Genomic DNA, 20,094 nt, shown 5'->3' on the forward strand with positions numbered 1-20,094 from the left:
AAAATGAATGGGAAGATAATCGGGTAGCCGGAGGTTTCTCTCCTCCGGCCCCCCCAACACCCTGCATGCGGCTCCGCACAAGGCGTTTCACCAGGATTACCTGCAGGGGACTTTAACCCCATTAGTTCATGCCCATGACGGGCGTACACAAAGTTTTGGAGCAGACTTGCCTACTGGTACGGTTTCTGCATCTTCGCTTCGCTCAGAAGCACAAACTGCGCCAGCTTAACGGCAAGCAGCTCAAAACGACGTTAAAATATGCGAGTACCAAAGCAAATCCGGGCAGAAAATACTAACGGACGATAATTGTCAGAGTATGACAGATATAGCTGTTCAGATTGCAATTGTGCTTAGCGCTGCTATCAGAAAACTTGTAACCAGATTATTTTCAAGCGTTTGCATGGTTGTGTTGTTGTAATTCAGAAAAATGAACCTTCACTTCTTTCTCGATTATAAGCCCCAGCTTGCTCTTGGCAATTTTCATATTGAATCTAACCTGTAGGTTTAACCAAAATTCAGGTTCAATTCCGAAATATTTGCCAAGGCGTAATGCTGTGTCTGCAGTAATTTCCCTTTTGCCATGAACAACTTGACTAATACGGTTAGCTGGTACATTTATGTCCTTAGCAAGTTGGCTCTGTGAAATTCCCATTGGTTTAAGAAATTCCTCTAAAAGGACTTCACCCGGTGTAATTGGAGATAATTTTTTCTTCATGTTGCTACCCCTTATGGTAATCTACAATTTCAACTTCAATGACTCCTTCTTCTTTCCAAATAAAGCAAATACGCCATTGATTGTTAATTCTTATGCTATGTTGACCTTTCCTATTTCCTTTAAGTTGCTCAAGCCTGTTCCCTGGTGGGATACGCAAGCTTTGTAGAGAGATAGCTGCATTCAAAACTTCAAGTTTGATTCTGGCTGTTCTGTTGATACTCCGAAATCTTCGGACATCATAATCAGCAAACAGTTTTTCAGTATCTCTGCATTTAAAAGATTTTATCATACCAATACATAAGACGCTTTACGTCACGCGTCAAGATGGTGTCAGGTACATCCAGAGAAGAACAATTGGATTTTCCCGAAGGTTAACAACTCTTGTGATTCATCCAAAATGTAACTACTATTTCTCGTTAGGAAATGATTCAAGATAAAGAAGATAGAATTTTAACAACTGAATGAACCAGAAACAGCGATCATGTTTCCGGCTTTTTGAGTACTGTTCTGGTTATGCAGAGCGTTGTGTGTATAAGACCGCCAGGGCTTCATCTAATCAAAAAATGAAACCTAGAATCTCAAGCTTAAACTTGGACTATCGTCCATCTCAGGATGAATCTTAGATATCCGGGCATTCCCGAGCTGCAATAAGTTTCTCTTCCGGCAATACAACACCTGCGATGAGAACCAGCGAATACGACTATACCGGACAAATCCGATACGTTCGGATATCATGCAATCCAGAATAGAAAGTTGATCAGCGTCAGATGATATTCCCGCACCGGAAATCTAATTGTCGCTGGACAGAAAGTAGTGAAAACCGGAAGGCATTCGGGCCGATGGGCAGGTTCATGGACCATTTCGTGAAAGATGCAAATTCCTGTTTCCTATTGATACTTCAGAGCCGAAATAATCGTTTTCTCTTTTCTGCGCAGTTCCTGAATGAAATGCCATTCGAACCTGCATATCCTTCAGTTCTCCCCAGTCTTCATCCTGAATTGTTTTCTGTATGTGCAGCGCGCAGGCCAGCGGGTCACCTTTTTCGAATACAGCGAAAATACCGTCTCCGGTGTTCTTGACTATAGCTCCGCCGTGGCTCTTAACGCTGTCACAAAGGATGGAGTCATGACGTTCAAGGGCGGCTTTCATCACTTCGGGATGATCTTCCCAGAGCCGGGTTGATTTTTCGATATCGGTTAACAGGAAAACAGGCATGAGATATTCCTCGATTCTACAATAATGCAATATACCAAATGACAAGCCCTTGGGAATCCTTACGGATCTTTTTTCGTGAGTTGTGCTTAATCGGGAAGCTGGCCCGGCATTTCCACTATCTCGCTTAAACCTTTGTAAGCTGTCTCATTCTCTCTTATCATGTACCAGATTTCTCCGAAATCATCGGTGGCTATGCCCAGTATCTGCCTTGTAACTCCGGGATCGAGTTCGTCGCATTGATCTGATTCTCCTGAAGGTTCATTCATAAGAGAACCGCACCAGCGGCACTGATGACTTGCATACCTGTAACCATAGCCCTTCCGGGAAATGGTTGAGTTTCAATAATCTCTAATTCGACCGGATCGGACAGTGGTCGCATCAGGTACTGCATTCAGCTTCAGTAGTTGAGCAACTGTCCATCTGTATCATGATATTCAGTTCTAAGGAAGGTGCCCTTATCATCAAATAAATTACGTTCACTGTGAAATCCCATACTTGATGTATCCGGCTCGTTTGAAGAATCCCAAACCTGACGCTCAAGAAGCTTGCAGTGGGAGGTATAGATGAATCTGTACCGGTGGACTTCAATGGCATCCCGGGCTGGTTCACCGCTGCAGTCATAAAAACTTATAGTGATAGTATTACCCACGGAGTCCTTTTCAGTTACAACTGTTGAAAAACCGTTCAAATTCACGAGCTCCCTGTTCTGGTCCAGCGTTTGGGCCGTGGTTTGAAGATTGTCATCATCGTATTCAATTGTATTTGCCCATACTCCCCCTACAGTCACAGGGTCACCGCTCGTACCGTATCCTGCGGTGAACACCATTCTACCGTACTGATCGTACTCGATAACGTTGGAATGTACGCCATACTGATTCACAGAAGGAGAACCATCGGGAGCAAGCAGGGCAAAGCCAGTTGTAAGACCTGATGGTGAAACTTCATACGTCTCCCATGCAGGATTCCCGGGACCTTCGATATTCTGTCCATCCGAACCATATCTTTTTACCTCAATCAGATGGCCAGAAGCATCGAAATCTCTCTCTATCCGATAGACTTCTCCGAAAACAGAAATCAACTCTCCCAGACTGTCGGTACTCTCCGTTGCAATCTGGTTCATCTGTGAGTTGAGCTGCTGGCGGATAGCATATACATCGGATCCCATAATCGGAACCTGTGCGCCGGTTTCATCATGCGTGGTTTCGAGGTACCAGCCATCTCCTGAATATTCAATTTGACGGTATGCGATTCCTGAGCGATCTACAAGAATAGAACCATCTTCAGCCAGAAATTCCATGACTGAGATATTTCCGTCATCAGATCGCGTGATTCTGAAACCCCAGAATCCAAACTCTCCGCAGGGCTCTCCGTCAGACCAATGGAAAGTAATGGTTTCAACACCTTCCTCGTAGTTGATTCTCAGCATAGGGGAGTAACGAGCTACGATGACATTGTCACTCGGTCTTCCCATCCAGAGACCTACCGTTTCTGTTATCCGGTCATTTTCATCATAGGTAACCTGGATAGAAGGGACATGCGCCGCAGTCTCCCAGTCAATCTGATCTCTTGTAATAAGCTGCCAGTCAACTGTAAATACAGCGGTTCTGAAAACTGCCAGCCCGGGATCATCAGGAGGAATAAATCCTGCGGGAAGATCGTTCTGTGCTCCAGGAGAGCTGGAGCCACAGGAAAGAACTATGAAGAGAAAGAGCAAGGAAATCAACATTAAATTCTTCATCATGATTTACCTTTCATTATAAGATAAGTCACTGATTTAATAGAATAGTAAGTGCAAACCCATAGACTATTATAAGGTGAAACTATCAAAAATTGCTGATACTATTATCGTTACTAAAGACAATATTGCGAATGACAAGCCTGCAGGAATACTTACGGATCTTTTTCGTGAGTTGTGCTTAATCGGGAAACTGGCCCTGGAATCATCCATAAGCAGGAACGCGGCTGCTCTGGTCAGAATATCCGCGGGGACATCTCCTATTACCTTCATGGCTCTGACTGGAAGATCGGCTTTGTGATAACTCTCCAGTAATTCCGTATGGAAAACCAGGGGACAGAACTTTTTACTTCCTGGCAGATTGTTCCGTACGCGGTGTCTGGTGGAGGTCTTTCCTGGAACACAATACTGTAAATCCGGGTCAATCACAGGAACGTAAGCTCCTCTGAGCGGCGTTCGCGGGATATCTGATCTCACAAATGCACAATGCCCACGCATTATGACTGCGTTCGCAATCATAATGAAACAATATAGAAGTCTATGCTTGCTATTTCATGCGGTATGTATGCGCTGGCTATCGCCGTAATTGCCTGGAATCCAGAGACGTATGAAGTGCAAAAGAAGGGCCTTCTTAATGCAGTAAATACAGAATACAAACAGAAAGTCATAAACAGACTTGATGAACTTGCAAAAGAATTAGGAAGCGAGTTTGATTCTAAATCTCCCAACCCAAGCCGGAACACTGATGTTGCAGAGATACATTACCTATCAGGAAGGTAGATTCCGCAGTGATATTAATGTATGATAGTATAGAAGCAAATAGGAAGTATAAATATGGCCATCGAACTTAAAGGAAACTGGAAAAAAGGGTCCGCGTATGATTTGCATACTCTCTCTAGCGTCTATTTAGGAGTGGATGAGTATGGACATAATCATTGGGATACAACCAGAAGTGATATGGGTGAACTTGTCTACCAGCTAAAATATCACGAAGACAAATCTGTTATTGGAAAGATCATTGACCTTATCGAAGTAAAATACAGCGGTCTTGAAACAATGGATGCAATAATTCCAATTCCTTCGACAAAAAAGTCCAGAACTATTCAACCCGTAAATGAAATAGCACGAGAGTTGGGGATAAGACTTGACGTGCCAGTATTGGAAGATGTTCTTGAAAAACAAACGGGGGGGACAGAGTTAAAGAATGTTGATGATCCCGACGAAAGAAAAGAACTGTTGAAAAAACATATGGTTTTAATAAATGAATACGACTTAGCAGGAAAGAACGTTCTTTTAGTTGACGACTTATATCGTTCAGGTTCAACTCTGTCCGTTGCAACAGACATTTTATATCAGCAGGCCAAAGCGAATGGTGTATTTGTCTTAACTATGACAAAGACTCGGAGCAATAGATGACGACTGTATTTCTTTCTGGATCAAGAAAGCTAAGCCGCCTAAACAGAGAAATACGTGATCGGCTACAAAACATTGTAGACAAGCAATTCTCTGTGATTATTGGGGATGCTAATGGAGCGGATAAAGCTCTACAGAAATACTTCTCAGAAATTCACTATCAAAATGTAATTGTATTTTGTTCTGGCAATTCGTGCCGGACTAATCTTGGTAATTGGAACGTAAAGCATGTATTAGTTAACCAAAATCTCAAGGGGCGAGATTTCTACACTCAAAAAGACAAAGAAATGGCTGCGGAAGCGGATTATGGTTTCGTTCTTTGGGATGGGAAGAGTCCAGGCTCTTTTAACAATATATTGGAACTTTTAAAGAAGAATAAGAAAGCCTTGGTTTACTATTCCCCTGATAACGAATTTCTCTTAGTGTCTAAACTGGAAGATGTACAAATCCTGTTAGCAAAATGTGATCAAGAATCCTTGAATAAAATTAGTAAAAAAATAAATCTCAGCTCATCTATTCGGGAAATTGAGTGTTTAGCGCAAGGCTCACTAAGCTTCTAGCGACAACACAATTACCATCTCTATTTCTGATGGACGAACTTCAAAACTGAATAATTCGACACGTCAACATCCATGACGACAATTCTGGCATGATCTTAAGATCACAAAACAGGATCGTGAAAATGCTAATCGTTATAAAGCGGGTATTATGTGGTTTACCGTATTATCCGGTTCGGGAAATTCAGATCTTAATTTGCCCACGCAACCTATCAGAAGAAAAATTCAGGGTAAAGCTCATCAAAGAATAGTAAGGACTTTACATATTTCAATTGATGGTGAATGTTTCTAAAACCAAGGTAATGTATCTGACTTCACCTCTGTAAATTCAGGTGAAGATTCTCTTTGAGTTATAATTATCCCGTATGTTTCAATCTTCCTCATCATAGTCGGGGTACTGAGGTGGAGATTCTCCCTTTCTCTCTATGACTGCTTCAGATCCATGGTCGGCAGGAGATGAAACGCATAAGGGAAATGCGAGCGAGATAACCTTAACGCGACTTATATAGCAGCCTTGAGCTTTGTGATACTGCGATAGGAAAGTACTCAGGTAATAATCGAATTAAATCTTGAAACACGAAGACGGTAATCATCTTAATGTTATTTTTCGAAAGCAATGTTAGAATGAGAACCAGGCATGAAATCATCCTCGATTCTACAATAACGCAATATAGCAAATGATAAGCCTGCAGGAATACTTATGGATCTTGCTCTGGGGTGAGTCGTGCTGAAAAAGTATCTGGTTTTCACAAAAGTCGTCCGTTAATTGTGTATGCTTACACAAAAGATGGATGACTTATGTGTATTCACTGATATTCTTGTATGAACCATATGAGGAGTGGCTTATTAATCTTCCCCTTTACTTCGTGCACTCTATTGGGAAGCTTGCCCGGCACTTCTGTCGATGAACGGTAATATTGGTGTGTGGTAGTTCTTTGGGAGCAAGCAGACAGCGGATTGGATCGTTCAGTACTGGAAGGAACCCGGGTAGATGCCTTGCCGGTAAAAAGTACTTATTTGGAATAGTGTGTTCTGATGGGAATCGTCAGTAAAAATGATTAATCGCTATTCGATGGTAGTGGATAGTAATTGTCTCATTCACCATGATCAAAAGCTTTATTTACGTCTTTCCATGGAAACAGCTCTATTCCATTTCTTAATTGATGAGTATCTCCGCCATAGATTATAACAGGTGTCACTTCTGAGCCTGAAAGCTTTTGCCAGTATTTCAGTGGCTTGAAGAACTTACTGTTTACTGTTCTGCCTGATTTAATCTCTACAGGAATAATCGATCCTCCTCTGTCAATCAGACAATCTACTTCATGCCCGTGCTTATCCCGCCAGAAATAGCAGTTCTGAGTCTTTCCCTGGTTGTATTGTTCTTTCTGAAATTCTGAAATAACAAATGACTCAAACAGCGCTCCCCTGCTGTAATGAGTTTCAAGTTGCGAAGAATTCTGCATATCCAGCAGGTAACATGCAAGGCCTGTATCATAGAAATACAGTTTGGGCATCTTAACCAAACGTTTTTTGAAGTTCTTATGGTGAGAGCGAAGATGAAACACAATATAACTCGCCTCGAGCACAGACATCCACTGTGACGCGGTGGTGTGTGAAATGCCGCATTCTCCAGCCAGTGATGAGTAGTTCAGGAGCTGACCCGTTCGACCTGCGCACAGTTTCAGGAACAGATGAAATCTGGATAGATCACCAATATTCCTGATCATCCGTACATCCCGCTCTATATAGGTTTGAACATAGTTTGCATAAAAGTCTCCGGGAGGTATGTCATAATCATACAAACGCGGGTAGAAACCCTTGTAGAGCAGGGTTTCATACCTTGTAAATGATTCTGTGGATATCTCAGAACAGGAAAACGGCAACAGAGTCAGTATTGCCACACGACCTGCTAACGACTGGCTGATCTTCTCGGATAGAAGGAAGTTCTGAGAACCTGTAAGAATATACTGACCGGGTTTGTTCTTCTCGTCAACAATAACCTGGATATATGAGAACAGTTCCGGCACATACTGTACTTCATCTATAACCGCGTCGTCATAGGTCAACAGAAAACCTCTAGGATCTTCTTCAGCAAAACGCCTGTTATCCGGTAATTCAAGTGAGACATATTTCTTCTCCGGAAAACAGTGTTTCACCAGTGTGGTTTTTCCGGACTGTCTGGGACCGTTGACCGATACAACAGGAAACCTTTCAGAAAGAAACAGAAGTTTCTTCTGAATAGTTCGAGTAATCATTGCCACCTCCATGTAACGATAATAGCATATTACATAGTTGGACAAATTGCAACTTCTACTTTCAAATTGTCTATTCGTACTATCTCACGCGGGGTTAGATTGAATCGGCCGGCTTCAGTGCGCCAGCACGCAGCAGCCGTACCCACTTCAGCCGCGATCTCCCTTGGCAGGTTTGGATTTGTGTCGAAGTATTCCGCAATTTCAAAGGCAGTTTCAAGAGAGGCTGTCGGGTCGTTATAGTTGATGGCAGTGATAGGATGCGGTGACTTATATCCGCCGGAGTCGGATTCACAAGAGATAAACGATGAATGAAATTCTTCTTTCTGTGGCGACGACTTTCCTTGTGCTGCTCAGAGTAGTGGACATCATGAATAGAGTTAACAGGTATTTTTTCAATCGAACGCAATCCTTGTAAGATACTTCCAATATCTGGAAGTATTGTACGTGCATTGTGTATTTGTCATGAATATTGTTATATTACTTCTACAAACTTATTCAAGGAAGAGATATGGAGACGCTGACTGAACTGCTGCTGAAAACCAAGTACGCCGGAATGATTATCACCCCTTCTATTATTTCGCGTTTGGCGGGTGGAAGCCACGCCCGCCGCTGGGGCCTGGTGAACAGGGCACTGCAGAGTAATGAGTTGGTTCGTCTGAAGCGGGGCATGTATATACTCGATCCGGCTCTATCAAGACTGGATGTCAGCAGGTTAAGGATCGCGAACAGGCTCGTCCCCGAAAGCTATGTTACAATGGAATCAGCTCTTAACTACTATGGCTGGCTGCAGGAAGAACCATTGCTCGTTCAAAGCTGTATTGCACACGGAAGAGAAAGGACATTCAAGAACGCCCTGGGCAGTTTTGCATATTCGCGCACTCCCGTTTTCGATAATGATTTCTATAAGGGAGTATTGAGGGAGGCCTTACCGAGAGGATACACCCTGGTTGCATCTCCCGAGAGGGCAATAGGTGATTTAGCATATGATCGTAAGCTCAGCTGGGAGGGTATCCTTGGACTCTGTGCGGCTCTGCGCACTGATGTATCGTACCTCAGCGAGCTCAATACAGACGATCTGAGGGAGATTGCCCGCATATACCGTTCAGCTAAAGCTCGAAACTTCCTCTCCCTGTTGGCCGATGCCCTGGATGGAGGATCATGAAAAACATTATTGAATCAAGGCTCGAAGAATATGGTTCGTCTTCCCGGGAGGCTCGCGTTCATGCTCTTCGGGAGATCGTGCAGGAAATCGCCCTATATTCACTGTCAGTGAACGATTTCTTCAGCAGAGCTGTGTTCCACGGCGGAACAGAACTTCGTTTGGTTCATGGTCTACCTCGTTTCTCAGAGGATCTCGATTTCATCCTCGCGGAGCCTGATAATTCATTCTCCTGGTCTTCATACGAAGAGGCTCTGCTCAGAACCTGTTCCAATTATGGTCTCGATATTGAACTGCGTGCTGCCGGGTCGGAAGGCTTATCAATCCGAAAGCTTCTTTTGATCGACTCTTCTATTCTCGGAAGCTATCCTGATGGTCGAACACCATTTTTAAGAATCAGACTGGAAGCGGACGTAAATCCCCCTGAAGGAGTACAAATTCGAACTGCATTCATTGACTTCCCGATACCCTTCGAGGTTTCGGTGATGGAGCTTCCTTCATCGTTCGCTTTGAAGTGCCACGCTCTCTTATGCAGATCATGGGTCAAAGGAAGAGACTGGTTCGATTTCCTCTGGTTCTGCTCCAGGGATATCTATCCTGAAATGGATCTGCTTTCCGCTGCAATCGATCAGAACGGACCGTGGGCACATCAGGGCATCCATATTGATCATGTATGGCTGAGAGATCAGCTCAGCCGTAAGATCGAGTCTCTGAACTGGGATCAGACTGCTCGCGATGTTTACCCATTCCTGTCCACGGAAGAGCGGAAAACACTGGATGGGTGGAAACCTGAATTGTTCCTTCACTACCTTCACCGTCTGTTCTCCGAATAGCTCGAACCGGCAGAGGATTTCCCGAGCTTCTATCATGTTGTCCAATAAAACCTCCTTCTTCTCTGAGCCCTTTTTGCACGAATCGGAAATCACCTATTACTATCTGATGCAACCGAAGAAGCTCATCCAGACTCAGAGATATACTTCCAGACTCGCCGATGGCCTGACCCCACCGTTGGATACGGCTCTGTGGCGCCTGTTCCCTCTCTATCGCAAAACTGGCCCTGGAATCATCCACAAGCAGGAACGCGGCTGCTCTGGCCAGAATATCCTCGGAGACATCTCCTATTACTTCCTGTGCCTGGCGCTGATAGCACTGAGCGTCCGTGGAACGGGTACCCTGAGATCGAAGGTTTGAATAAGAGCTGCATAACCAACCGGAGCTACTTCCCTGCATAAAATGCAACAATTGGAATAATGTCCTTGCAGAAAATACCGTATTCTGATATTATATCCACATGAAACGGACAATCACTAAAGAGTTGACGGCATGGAAAAGCAGTAAGGTTCGAAAGCCGCTGATACTGCGTGGTGCCCGCCAGGTTGGAAAAACTTATATACTGCAGGAATTTGGCGAAACAGATTTTCCACGTTGTCATTATGTTAATTTTGAGAATGATGAACGATTGTGTGAACTATTTGAAAAAGATATTTCACCTGACCGAATCATCAATGAGCTGCAATTCTATCTTGATACCTCCATTGATAAAGTGCGTGATCTGGTCATATTTGATGAAATCCAGTGCTGTCCCCGGGCGCTCACCGCACTCAAATACTTTCACGAAATAATGCCGGAACTGGCATTGTGCAGTGCCGGTTCCCTGCTCGGAGTCAGTCTGGCCGGAGACTCTTTTCCCGTGGGAAAAGTTTCTTTTTTGGATCTATTTCCTATGAATTTCAATGAGTTCCTTACGGGAATCGGGAAATCGCGCTTAGCAGAACTGTTACGGACACATGTTCTTCGAGAACCACTGCCGCAAATTGTGCATGACCAACTATGGGATTTATGGAAATATTACCTCATTATCGGAGGTTTACCTGAAGCGGTCAATATCTACCACGAGTGTCTTGAAAACCCATATGAAGCTGTCCAGGCGGCTCGAAGCGTCCATCTGGATCTTGTCGATACGTACATGGCGGATATCGCAAAACACTCCGGCAAAACAAATGCCCTGCATATAGAACGGCTCTGGCGTAATATCCCGGTTCAGCTTGCGCGTGCTCTGGATGGGAGTGCATCGAAGTTTCGTTTTAAAGATGCCGTGCCAGGTTTTCGTGGTTATGAGCGTCTGTCTTCTCCATTGGGCTGGTTGGAGAGTGCGCGGCTTATCCTGCGGACTTCTATTGTGAATCGAGCTGAAACTCCGTTGGCCGGATTCACAAGAGACAACCGGTTCAAGCAATACTTTTTTGATGTGGGTCTACTTGCTGTTATCACCAATATTGATCCAGCCCATATTTTAACGTACGATTACGGAAGTTACAAAGGCTATATCGCAGAAAATTTTGTTGCGCAGGAATTACGTGCAGCAGGAGTTCGAGATTTATTTTGCTGGGAAGGACGGACATCTAAGGTGGAGTTTCTGCTGGAAACTCCATCGGGCATTATTCCTATAGAAGTCAAATCAGGATGGGTGACCCAATCTAAGAGTATGAATGTATTTGTGGAACGCTACCAGCCCCGGCAGAATATCATACTGAGCGCTAAAAATGTGAAAACATGCGGTTCTCGATTGCATGTGCCGATTTATGCTGCCGGTCGTCTGGCGAATTTGTTATCAGGTCAGTAACCATGATTTTCGGAAGACAGCTCTGACCGGGTTGTATAAATATTTTTCTGTTGGAAACGAGATGATATTAATGAAAGATAGATTCACAGAGAAGCAGGGCCAGTATCTGGCCTTCATCGACAGCTACATGGTTATGCATGGGAGAGCACCGGCAGAAGCGGATTTGCAGCGGTTCTTCGGCACCACGCCTCCGACAATACACCAGATGATCCTGAAACTGGACGAGAAGGGACTCATCAGCAGGATTCCCGGGCAGGCCCGATCAATCAGACTCCTGATCGATCCCGATGAAATCCCCCGGCTGAAGCGAAAATGACACCGCGCATGATTCGATACATGATAAAACGGTACCGATGGTATATCAAATTTGGAAGGAAGAAAGGCGGGTGCTGCAGTTCAGAATCGAGCTGGAAGATATTGAATCCGCGAGCATTCTATCTCAACTGTGAGGATCTTCTACTTGATGCGCATTATCGGACAAGCTCCCGGTAGTTTTTCAGGCTAATTTGCTAATTTCTGTTTAATATCTCTCCCGGCAGCAGAGAGTTAACTGACAGGATGGAGAGGATTGAGCCGTCTACAAAGATAATCGCTGCGAACTATTCCTTCGCATGTGATGGTTTTGTACCTGTTGTAGTAAATACTGTTCAGCTTGATGCCGTGGAAAGCTGATCAATAATACTGAATATGTCAATTCCCAGCCTTGATCTATACAGATCGTCTTTGATATGTCCGGACAATCGACATTTCTTGAACATGTGTCGAATTTGTTCATTACATTCGACATATCTGAAAGAAGTGCTTAGGAATTCGACAGTTTTGACTGGAGAACCGTTCACGCTGATAGAACACCCAGTAATGCAGGATGCTTATATATCATCTCACGACCAATTTTTTCTCCAGTTAATACACCAATGCGCTCTAATTCGCGCAAATAGCTTGATGCGGTTTGTCTTTTCGCAATACCGGCGTCAACAAGAAAGGAAATTTTACAGTATGGCTGACGGAAGATGAGGTCTATCAACTCACGCGAGTAGACCTGGGGAATGTCAGTACGGCAATGTTCAACTGTTTCATCCAGGAGACGACGAATAGCCTTAATGCGGTCAGAAGTCCACAGTGCTGTTTCTGTAATACCGCGAAGCATATAGAGTAGCCAGTCTTCCCAGGCGCCATGCTCGGTTACGTCCTTAAGAAGGCGGTAATATTCATGCTTATTATTAATAATATAACGACTGAGGTATAGAACAGGAATATCAATCAGATTTTCATGGAGAAGGTAAAGAAGATTCAAAATGCGTCCTGTTCGGCCGTTACCATCACTAAAAGGATGAATGGCTTCAAACTGGTAGTGTCCTACAGCCATCTTAATAAGAGGATCAAGATTCTCATGTTTCAGAAGAAAGGCTTCAAGGTTCTGCAGCTTACTGATAAGGATGGTACCGCCATTAGGGGGTGTATAAGTAATTCTGCCTGTCATTCGGTTTTTTAGCACCACTTGTTCCGATTCTGATCGAAATTCTATTCCATCTTCATCACGCAGAACACGGCAGACATTAAGGATCATGTCAAGTGAAAGTGGATTATCTTTCAGTAATTCATAGCCATTACGCAGAGCAGTTCGATAGCGAAGGACCTCCTTTGTTGCAGGATCCTTTACAGCAGTTTTGTTCAGTGCTGCGCGATAGAGCTCATCCTGGGTAGTAACAATGTTCTCTATTTCTGAGCTGGAGAGGGCTTCTTGCAGTGGTATGGTATTTATTAGGATGGTTTGATCTGGAATGAGTCCGCCTGCACCTTTCAACTCAGCTAATGCTCGCGTAGCAGAAAGACATTCTTTGAGAACCGCTTTGGACTCAACATCAATGGAAGGAGGTAAGGTTGGAAGATCATCGTATGGAAACTGTGAATCATATGGCATCTTCATTACTCTCCCGGTCTTCTTCTGGAATGGTTTTCAGTTAGTCAGAATGAGTTATTACATCGCTGTAATTGATGCAGGTATAATATTCTCTGCTGGCATTCCAGCTCCCGGAACGCCAAATCACTTCTCAATTATACAACATCTGACACATGACATAACACTTGTGTAATCCTTATTTCGCTGAAGGACATGTTTCCCTGCTGCAAACCACCGGTCCGGGACCGCACATAACACCGTACATGATTCGTCACAAGATAAAACGGTATCGGCGGTATATCGAATTAGGAAGGAAGAAAGAAAGGAGGTAAGAACTCTTCGGATAACGATCTATCAGAGCTTCAACCGATGCTGTCATTTCCCTTATTGTATTGATTGAAGGGGGCAGCTCGATATCTTCGGGCTGTTCCGGCTGTTCTGTGAGTTCACGGATTTTGGAGATCTCTCCGGCCTTTACAGTGGAGATCATTCCCGTTTCCACCACCTGCCAATGACTGGCTGATCTTCTCGGAGAGTTGGACAAATTGCAACTACTACTTTCAATATGTCCGTAATGATGAGATTGGGCGTCCGGGGTAAAGTATCTTCCAATTGCTCTGCATCAACCGGAATGATTTGGAATACCTACCTGAATCCGGACAATTGAAATCCCCAGGCTGAAACGATCTGGATAGATCAGCGATACAATACCGGTGTCCTGATGCCAGCCTGATAATTCTCCGGCACGATCCGGTGATTCAATCAGACTGAAAACTTCTCCATAGCAGGTGTTACCCGTATGTTTCAATCTTCCTCATCATAGTCGGGGTACTGAGGTGGAGATTCTCCTCTGGCAACTATGACCGTCGGCAGATCTTTTTTTCTGATGTCCTTAACGCCCTCGTAAGTCAGTTCGTGCCACCACTCGTCTCCCCAGTCGAAGATGTAGTAGAATTTCTGCTTCGTTCTGAGCTTGAGGGACTGTATGGTCGCCTCTGAAGCGTCATTCTGTCCTTCGTCAAAGAATTCATCCGTCATTCCCGTGAGGGTGTATTCCGGGGAATCTGTGATCGCTCTTTTGGACTTTGTCGGTCTATCCGGAAAGAAGAAGGAGTAGAGATGCTCCTCTTCTCTGTCAAAGGCGTCGAATATGGCGTCATGCAGATCTTTAAGGGTCTGATCGCTCCTTATGGCGATTTTTCGGTAAACCGATTTGTCGTACATCAATGCGACTTTGATTACATGAATCCTGTCATCCACTTCGTGAAAGTGCTCTGACTGAGCAGGAGCGTTCCTGGTTATGCCCGGGTCCGGTAAATCATCTCTATAAAAGAGAGAATTGAGCAGGATGTTCAGTGTATTGCCAAGAGCCTTGAGCTTCTTTTTTTCTTTCACCGGCACAGGGAAGTTCTCATATCCCAGTTGCCTCAGAATCTCACTCAGCTTACAACCCTTGATAATTTCCAGCTGCTTTGGCTTAATTCCATGAACCACTAACTCATTGATAAGCATTTCAGGAACCTGCAGCTCCATATCTCTTATAGTAGAGTCGATCTCCAGTATATTATCAGTCAGTAAAAACTCTGTTTCGGAGTCAACCAGAATGAGCATGTACGCAAAAGACGGGCGTTCCCCTTTCTTTCCGTTTGGTTCCGGTAACGGGAATAGTCTTGCCTGGATTGATTTGTTGCTATCGGGAAGTTCGTTCAAATCGTCCAGGCTGCCTTTCCTGATGAAGAACACCTTTTCGAATTCAGGGTTTTCAGGAGTCTCTTCTACGATTTCAGTCCATTTCCCATCTTCTCCTGGAATTCTGTAAAGGCACTTTTTCTCCTCGGAGCGCATATCAAGCAGTTTTTCGAATTTTCCCCTTCGAAGCAGTTCAACAGCCTGCTCAAGGCAAATTATTAGAATTGCAGCATCATCTTTGTTCAAATACCATGGGTGAAGTCCGGGTGAGTATGATCTGAAAAACGGAACATCTTCAACCGAATGATAGTTAAGCTTCAGTGAGCTGATAATCTTTCTGTCCTTATCCGGAAGAGTTTCCGGTTTTTCAAAGGTCAGTGTCAGCATCGACAATTCCATAACGATTTCCGGGCTGCCCATGAACCTGACTCTCTCCATGGATGGTTCGCCCATGTAAACAAACACACCGCGACTCTGCCCGTGTTTTCCGGCAATACCCACATAACCATTTATATCGTAATCTGATAATCGCACTCCAAAAACCATGTAATCAGAAAGTATCTTCCATGGCTTCAGTTCAGCGACTGTATTCGCAAGATTGTACAGTTTCTTCCATTGTGTCTTTGATGGAGGATTCTTCACTTCTCGTTCTCCTTTGTTCTCAGCGAATCAGCTGTTCAGCGAATTCGCACAAGCATCGTTTTCCGCTTTGCGAAATGCAATCGGACACGGTTAACAAAGCAGGAAAGCAGATATTGTATCGTATATCCTGAACACGAAATATAGCAGTATTTGTTTCCTGATGCTTTTCAGAAATAACAAGTTCATCCAAGAGCAAGCGCGAGGTCTTCGTGCTCAAAGGCCGATTCCATGCGCTCTATCTCGCGCGGGGTCAGATTGAATCGCCTGGCTTCAGTGCGCCAGCACGCAACAGCTGTGCCCACTTCAGCCGCGATTTCCCTTGCCAGGTTTGGATTGATGTCGAAATATTCCGCCACTTCAAAGGCAGTTTCAAGAGAGGCTGTCGGGTCGTCAAAGCTGATGGCTGTTGATAGAATGCGGGGACTTATGTCCGCTGGAGTCGGATTCAAGTCGTAGGCCGGAGAGAGGACCCAGCCCTGTGATCCGTCATAGAGGAATCCATGGTTCCGCATATGATCATCCACATTTGATATGAGGATTGTAAAGACCATGCGCCGCCAGAGCTTCTGCATATCCTTTCTGGATTGGGCTCCATGCATTCTGAGAGCATCAGCCAGTTCCAGATAGCTTCGCACCTCATTGTCCTTCGCGTCTATCATGCTCATTGCCGACAGAAAAGGAATCCGTATGCTGCCTTTCCGATCAAATCTTGAAAGCAGCAGAACGATTCTGCCCGCAACGGATTCAATTCTCCATTCGGGGACTGATATTCCACTCTGCCCGGCAAGTGTCAGGGCAACAGCCTCCCACAGTACCGTATTTATTTCATCCGCCCTGCAGGGGAATTTCACCAGTGACAGATTCCCCCGATTGTCTCTTACGCATGCTTTGGGCCTGGCTCCTCCAAGTGATGAGCCGGGCGCTATAAGAAACCTGACATCCTCACTCGTATCGTTGTCAGCACTTATGTGATCAGCTGCCGTGAGAAGTCGCGGCAGGCCGATAAGAGGTGGAATACTGCTGCCTGCATAATGAGCGAGGAATTGACCGTTTTCTTCTTTTGAGAATCGCAGTGCTCCCTGTCTTGTCTCATCATCAACCTGGAGCAGGTAATCAATTTCGTTCAGGAATCTCAGGGGTTTGCCTGATTCTTCTGCCTGATGTCTTGCCTGTCGTTTCATCAGCACACGACCCCATCTATCCGGCGCTGAATCTCCTATGGCTCCGAACAGAGTCTTGTTCTGTGCAGTATGAAAGGGGCCGGGACCGAGTTTAAGGGCAGGTTCCAGAGGAAACTTTTGCGGATTGGCCAGCCAGGCATGGTCGTACTCAAATGTGGCACTCTGCCGGCGGTCTTTTGTATGTGCCCACAATCGGCCGACCAGCTGTGTTACTCCATGAATGTCTACATGAACAAAAATGGGCTGACTCATTTTCTGAACTTCCGAATGCGCTTTGGAAGATTTTCTTCCTCAAGGGTAAGACCTGTCCGATCATGACGTACATCAGCCAGATCAGCCAGTCTATCGCTCATACCGAGAGAGAAAAGAACAGTTGCGAATATGCCCAGAGAAACACCGGGATTTCCTTTTTCCAGCTTTGTCAGGGTTGTCCTGCTTATGGATGCCCGTTCAGCCAGAATAGCGGTTGGTATACGCCGGCGTCTTCTGGCATTCCGAATATCCTGCCCAAGTTTACGAAGAAGATGCTGAACAGGTATCGGAAGTTTGTATTGAGTTGCTGTTTCGGTTTTCATTATTTATCCTCAGTAATATAGCGTTCAGTATACTGGTTCTTATCATTGATAAGGTACAGAATTATGAACACTATGTCAAGTTCAGCTTCGAAAGCAGCAAGTTCAGCCTTCTGCATTGTTCGGCCTTAGCAATAATCCGGAATAAGAAAGTAAGAATCGTCAGTTGCTCGTTTCGAAGCAGCTTTTATAAAGGCTTTCGATCTTTTCCGCCTCATCTTCTGTAAGCGCGGCGAACTCCCCGGGTTTTGCCCTTTTCGACAGTCTGCCTTTGTTCTGCTGCAGAAATCTATGTAGCAGATCGATCTTGCCGGAGGGCATTTCCACTACCTCGCTTAAACCTTTCCGGAACCTGTCGTAGTGTTGAAGAAAAGCCACTTCACTGGGTAAAATGGATATCCTTCCTGACTCGCCGATGGCCTGACCCCACCGCTGGATACGGCTCTGCGGTGCCTGTTCCCTCTCTATCGCAAAACTGGCCCTGGAATCATCCGCAAGCAGGAACGCGGCTGCTCTGGTCAGAATATCCTCTGGGACATCTCCTATTACTTCCTGTGCCTGGCGCTGATCGCACTGAGCGTCCGTGGAACGGGTACCCTGAGATCGAAGGTTTGAATAAGAGCTGCATAACCCACCGGAGCAGCTTTCTCGGGAAGCCGTCTATTCATGAAAGTTTTAACCGGTCCGGGAGAACTTACCTTGAATGTTGTTTTCATGAATATCCATCACCTTTCATGAATTATAGTCACTATTCGCGCTATTCCTGATAATCAAGTATAACTTATGAATTCAATTCACATAAGATAGCTAATCATGAAAAATTATAATTGTATGTGAAATCTATGAATTACATATACTCACACTCTCGATCCTCGTTCGCCCATGCCCGGGCCGGATAACGATTACCGCTTGGATCGCTATTCGAATTATGGTGTGGGAATCCTTACGGATCTTGCTTGGGGGTGAGTCGTGCTGAAAATGTATCTGGTTTTCACAAAAGTCGTCCGTTATACGTGTATATTTACACAAAAGACGGTTGACTCATGTGGATTTTCTGCTATGTTTGAATGAGCCACATGGGGGGTGTCAATGTACAGAAGAGCAATTGAGGAACTGAAGAGCTGGAAAGAATGCTCTGACAGGAAACCACTTATCATTCGCGGAGCAAGACAGACCGGGAAAACATGGCTGATGAAAGAATTCGGCCGCAGCTATTACGAACGGGTCGCCTATATAAATTTTGAAAATAATCCTCGCATGGAAATTCTGTTCCAGGAAGACTTTGATATAGACAGGCTTCTGCTCGGACTGCAGGCAGAATCTGGCTGCGTTATAGTTCCCGGTGAAACACTGCTGCTTTTCGATGAAGTGCAGGAAGTGCCTGAAGCACTCACATCTCTGAAATACTTCAGGGAGAATGCACCAGGGTATCATGTACTGGCAGCTGGTTCCCTGCTGGGGATTGCTCTTCATCCGGATACATCGTTTCCAGTGGGGAAGGTGGGGTTTTTAGATCTGTTTCCTCTTTCTTTTTCTGAATTCCTGATTGCGACAGACAATAAACCTCTGCATGAAATGATAGAGAAACTCGATTTCGGCATGCTCAAGGTTTTTGCCACCAAACTCACGGAGCTTCTGAGACAGTACTACTTTGTGGGAGGAATGCCCGAGGTGGTGAAGAATTTTCTTGAAGAACGGGATTATGCAGTTGTGCGGAACATTCAGAAACAGCTTCTTGCCGTATACGAGCAGGACTTTTCAAAACATGCTCCCAACAGAACAGTACCGAGAATAAGGTCTGTATGGAACAGCCTTCCGGCGCAGCTGGCCAGAAAGAACAGGAAATTCGTTTACGGACTTGCCAGGAAAGGTGCTCGCGCTAGGGAATACGAACTGGCAATTCAGTGGCTTCTTGATTGCGGGCTGGTACACAGAGTGGACAGAGTTACCAGGCCGGGAATACCTCTTCCGGCTTACCGTGACAGTTCTGCGTTCAAGCTTTATGCGCCGGATGTCGGGCTGCTCTGTGCAATGAGCGATATTGATGTCAGAACAGTTCTACAGGGCAACAAACTGTTCAAAGAGTTCAAGGGTGCCTTAACTGAGCAGTTTGTTCTGCAACAGCTGATAGCCCATTGCGGAATTAACCCGTTCTACTGGAGTGCAGATAAGTCCAGTGGTGAAGTTGACTTTGTTATGCAGATTGACGGGATGGTTCTTCCTCTGGAGGTAAAAGCAGCAGAGAACCTGCAGTCAAAAAGTTTGAGGAGTTACTATAAACGCTACGCCCCTAAGAAAGCTTTTCGCACCTCTCTCTCCGGCTATCGGGAGGAGGAGTGGCTTATTAATCTTCCCCTTTACTCCGTGCACTCTATCGGGAAGCTGGCCCGGCGTTTCCGCTGATCCGTGGTTGTGTGAGTCCGCAACAACGTAAAGGC

24 protein-coding genes are annotated in these 20,094 nt (G+C 45.0%); 10 read left to right on the plus strand and 14 right to left on the minus strand.

What is annotated here, in order from left to right; translation table 11 throughout:
- Window positions 1-388: 388 nt before the first annotated feature.
- From K8S15_02350 to K8S15_02370, 5 genes are all read right to left on the minus strand, one after another.
- Window positions 389-715 carry a HigA family addiction module antidote protein gene (locus tag K8S15_02350; GenBank protein ID MCD4774874.1) on the minus strand — a complete coding sequence of 109 codons (327 nt, stop codon included), beginning with the start codon at window positions 713-715 and terminating at the stop codon, window positions 389-391.
- A 4-nt stretch (window positions 716-719) separates the two neighbouring features.
- The gene (locus tag K8S15_02355; protein MCD4774875.1) at window positions 720-1,004 is read right to left on the minus strand and encodes a type II toxin-antitoxin system RelE/ParE family toxin; all 285 of its coding nucleotides are present in this window, start codon (window positions 1,002-1,004) and stop codon (window positions 720-722) included.
- 560 nt (window positions 1,005-1,564) lie between these two features.
- Window positions 1,565-1,930, minus strand: coding sequence for an adenylate/guanylate cyclase domain-containing protein (locus K8S15_02360; protein ID MCD4774876.1), 366 nt, complete (start codon window positions 1,928-1,930; stop codon window positions 1,565-1,567).
- A gap of 86 nt (window positions 1,931-2,016) precedes the next feature.
- Entirely contained in the window at window positions 2,017-2,196 is a 180-nt protein-coding gene (locus K8S15_02365; protein MCD4774877.1) for a hypothetical protein, read from the minus strand.
- A gap of 131 nt (window positions 2,197-2,327) precedes the next feature.
- Entirely contained in the window at window positions 2,328-3,656 is a 1,329-nt protein-coding gene (locus tag K8S15_02370) for a hypothetical protein (GenBank protein ID MCD4774878.1), read from the minus strand.
- A gap of 88 nt (window positions 3,657-3,744) precedes the next feature.
- Between K8S15_02370 and K8S15_02375 the strand changes: the two genes are divergently transcribed.
- The 4 genes from K8S15_02375 to K8S15_02390 all read left to right on the plus strand — a co-directional run bounded on the left by K8S15_02375 (window position 3,745) and on the right by K8S15_02390 (window position 5,638).
- Window positions 3,745-3,966 carry a hypothetical protein gene (locus tag K8S15_02375; protein MCD4774879.1) on the plus strand — a complete coding sequence of 74 codons (222 nt, stop codon included), beginning with the start codon at window positions 3,745-3,747 and terminating at the stop codon, window positions 3,964-3,966.
- A gap of 239 nt (window positions 3,967-4,205) precedes the next feature.
- Window positions 4,206-4,445, plus strand: a complete 240-nt coding sequence (locus tag K8S15_02380; GenBank protein ID MCD4774880.1) for a hypothetical protein — start codon at window positions 4,206-4,208, stop codon at window positions 4,443-4,445.
- Between the two features lie 54 nt (window positions 4,446-4,499).
- On the plus strand, window positions 4,500-5,081 hold the full coding sequence (locus K8S15_02385) for a ComF family protein (protein MCD4774881.1): 582 nt from the start codon (window positions 4,500-4,502) through the stop codon (window positions 5,079-5,081).
- Window positions 5,078-5,638, plus strand: a complete 561-nt coding sequence (locus tag K8S15_02390) for a hypothetical protein (protein ID MCD4774882.1) — start codon at window positions 5,078-5,080, stop codon at window positions 5,636-5,638. The genes K8S15_02385 and K8S15_02390 overlap by 4 nt, the downstream gene beginning before the upstream one ends.
- Window positions 5,639-6,729: 1,091 nt before the next feature.
- On the opposite strand, the gene K8S15_02395 is transcribed toward K8S15_02390, so the two are convergent.
- The gene (locus K8S15_02395; protein ID MCD4774883.1) at window positions 6,730-7,890 is read right to left on the minus strand and encodes an ATP-binding protein; all 1,161 of its coding nucleotides are present in this window, start codon (window positions 7,888-7,890) and stop codon (window positions 6,730-6,732) included.
- Window positions 7,891-8,398: 508 nt separating this feature from the next.
- On the opposite strand from K8S15_02395, the gene K8S15_02400 reads away from it, so the two are divergent.
- From K8S15_02400 to K8S15_02420, 5 genes are all read left to right on the plus strand, one after another.
- Window positions 8,399-9,052 carry a hypothetical protein gene (locus K8S15_02400; GenBank protein MCD4774884.1) on the plus strand — a complete coding sequence of 218 codons (654 nt, stop codon included), beginning with the start codon at window positions 8,399-8,401 and terminating at the stop codon, window positions 9,050-9,052.
- Window positions 9,049-9,882: a nucleotidyl transferase AbiEii/AbiGii toxin family protein gene (locus K8S15_02405; protein MCD4774885.1), complete on the plus strand. Its 834-nt coding sequence runs from the start codon at window positions 9,049-9,051 to the stop codon at window positions 9,880-9,882. The genes K8S15_02400 and K8S15_02405 overlap by 4 nt, the downstream gene beginning before the upstream one ends.
- Before the next feature lie 73 nt (window positions 9,883-9,955).
- Entirely contained in the window at window positions 9,956-10,240 is a 285-nt protein-coding gene (locus tag K8S15_02410; protein MCD4774886.1) for a hypothetical protein, read from the plus strand.
- Window positions 10,241-10,340: 100 nt separating this feature from the next.
- Complete coding sequence (locus K8S15_02415; protein ID MCD4774887.1) at window positions 10,341-11,672, plus strand: AAA family ATPase; 1,332 nt, start codon at window positions 10,341-10,343, stop codon at window positions 11,670-11,672.
- A gap of 70 nt (window positions 11,673-11,742) precedes the next feature.
- Window positions 11,743-11,988 carry an SOS response transcriptional repressor gene (locus K8S15_02420; protein ID MCD4774888.1) on the plus strand — a complete coding sequence of 82 codons (246 nt, stop codon included), beginning with the start codon at window positions 11,743-11,745 and terminating at the stop codon, window positions 11,986-11,988.
- A 519-nt stretch (window positions 11,989-12,507) separates the two neighbouring features.
- Here the strand turns inward: K8S15_02420 and K8S15_02425 are convergent.
- The 8 genes from K8S15_02425 to K8S15_02460 all read right to left on the minus strand — a co-directional run bounded on the left by K8S15_02425 (window position 12,508) and on the right by K8S15_02460 (window position 18,372).
- On the minus strand, window positions 12,508-13,593 hold the full coding sequence (locus K8S15_02425) for a Fic family protein (GenBank protein MCD4774889.1): 1,086 nt from the start codon (window positions 13,591-13,593) through the stop codon (window positions 12,508-12,510).
- 250 nt (window positions 13,594-13,843) lie between these two features.
- Window positions 13,844-14,062, minus strand: a complete 219-nt coding sequence (locus K8S15_02430) for a hypothetical protein (GenBank protein ID MCD4774890.1) — start codon at window positions 14,060-14,062, stop codon at window positions 13,844-13,846.
- Between the two features lie 132 nt (window positions 14,063-14,194).
- The gene (locus K8S15_02435) at window positions 14,195-14,380 is read right to left on the minus strand and encodes a hypothetical protein (protein MCD4774891.1); all 186 of its coding nucleotides are present in this window, start codon (window positions 14,378-14,380) and stop codon (window positions 14,195-14,197) included.
- Window positions 14,377-15,903 carry a plasmid pRiA4b ORF-3 family protein gene (locus K8S15_02440; protein ID MCD4774892.1) on the minus strand — a complete coding sequence of 509 codons (1,527 nt, stop codon included), beginning with the start codon at window positions 15,901-15,903 and terminating at the stop codon, window positions 14,377-14,379. The genes K8S15_02435 and K8S15_02440 overlap by 4 nt, the downstream gene beginning before the upstream one ends.
- Before the next feature lie 182 nt (window positions 15,904-16,085).
- Window positions 16,086-17,336 (minus strand): type II toxin-antitoxin system HipA family toxin, encoded by a 1,251-nt coding sequence (locus tag K8S15_02445; GenBank protein MCD4774893.1) that lies wholly within the window; start codon window positions 17,334-17,336, stop codon window positions 16,086-16,088.
- Window positions 17,333-17,659: a hypothetical protein gene (locus K8S15_02450; protein MCD4774894.1), complete on the minus strand. Its 327-nt coding sequence runs from the start codon at window positions 17,657-17,659 to the stop codon at window positions 17,333-17,335. Before K8S15_02450 ends, K8S15_02445 begins: the two co-directional genes overlap by 4 nt.
- A gap of 159 nt (window positions 17,660-17,818) precedes the next feature.
- Entirely contained in the window at window positions 17,819-18,034 is a 216-nt protein-coding gene (locus tag K8S15_02455; GenBank protein MCD4774895.1) for a hypothetical protein, read from the minus strand.
- Window positions 18,035-18,201: 167 nt separating this feature from the next.
- Window positions 18,202-18,372 (minus strand): hypothetical protein, encoded by a 171-nt coding sequence (locus K8S15_02460; protein MCD4774896.1) that lies wholly within the window; start codon window positions 18,370-18,372, stop codon window positions 18,202-18,204.
- A 373-nt stretch (window positions 18,373-18,745) separates the two neighbouring features.
- Here K8S15_02460 and K8S15_02465 point away from each other — a divergent pair, with 373 nt between their 5' ends.
- On the plus strand, window positions 18,746-20,059 hold the full coding sequence (locus tag K8S15_02465) for an ATP-binding protein (protein MCD4774897.1): 1,314 nt from the start codon (window positions 18,746-18,748) through the stop codon (window positions 20,057-20,059).
- The last annotated feature ends 35 nt before the right edge of the window (window positions 20,060-20,094 follow it).

This window comes from Candidatus Aegiribacteria sp. (assembly GCA_021108005.1).
Lineage (GTDB): Bacteria > Fermentibacterota > Fermentibacteria > Fermentibacterales > JCC-6 > Aegiribacteria.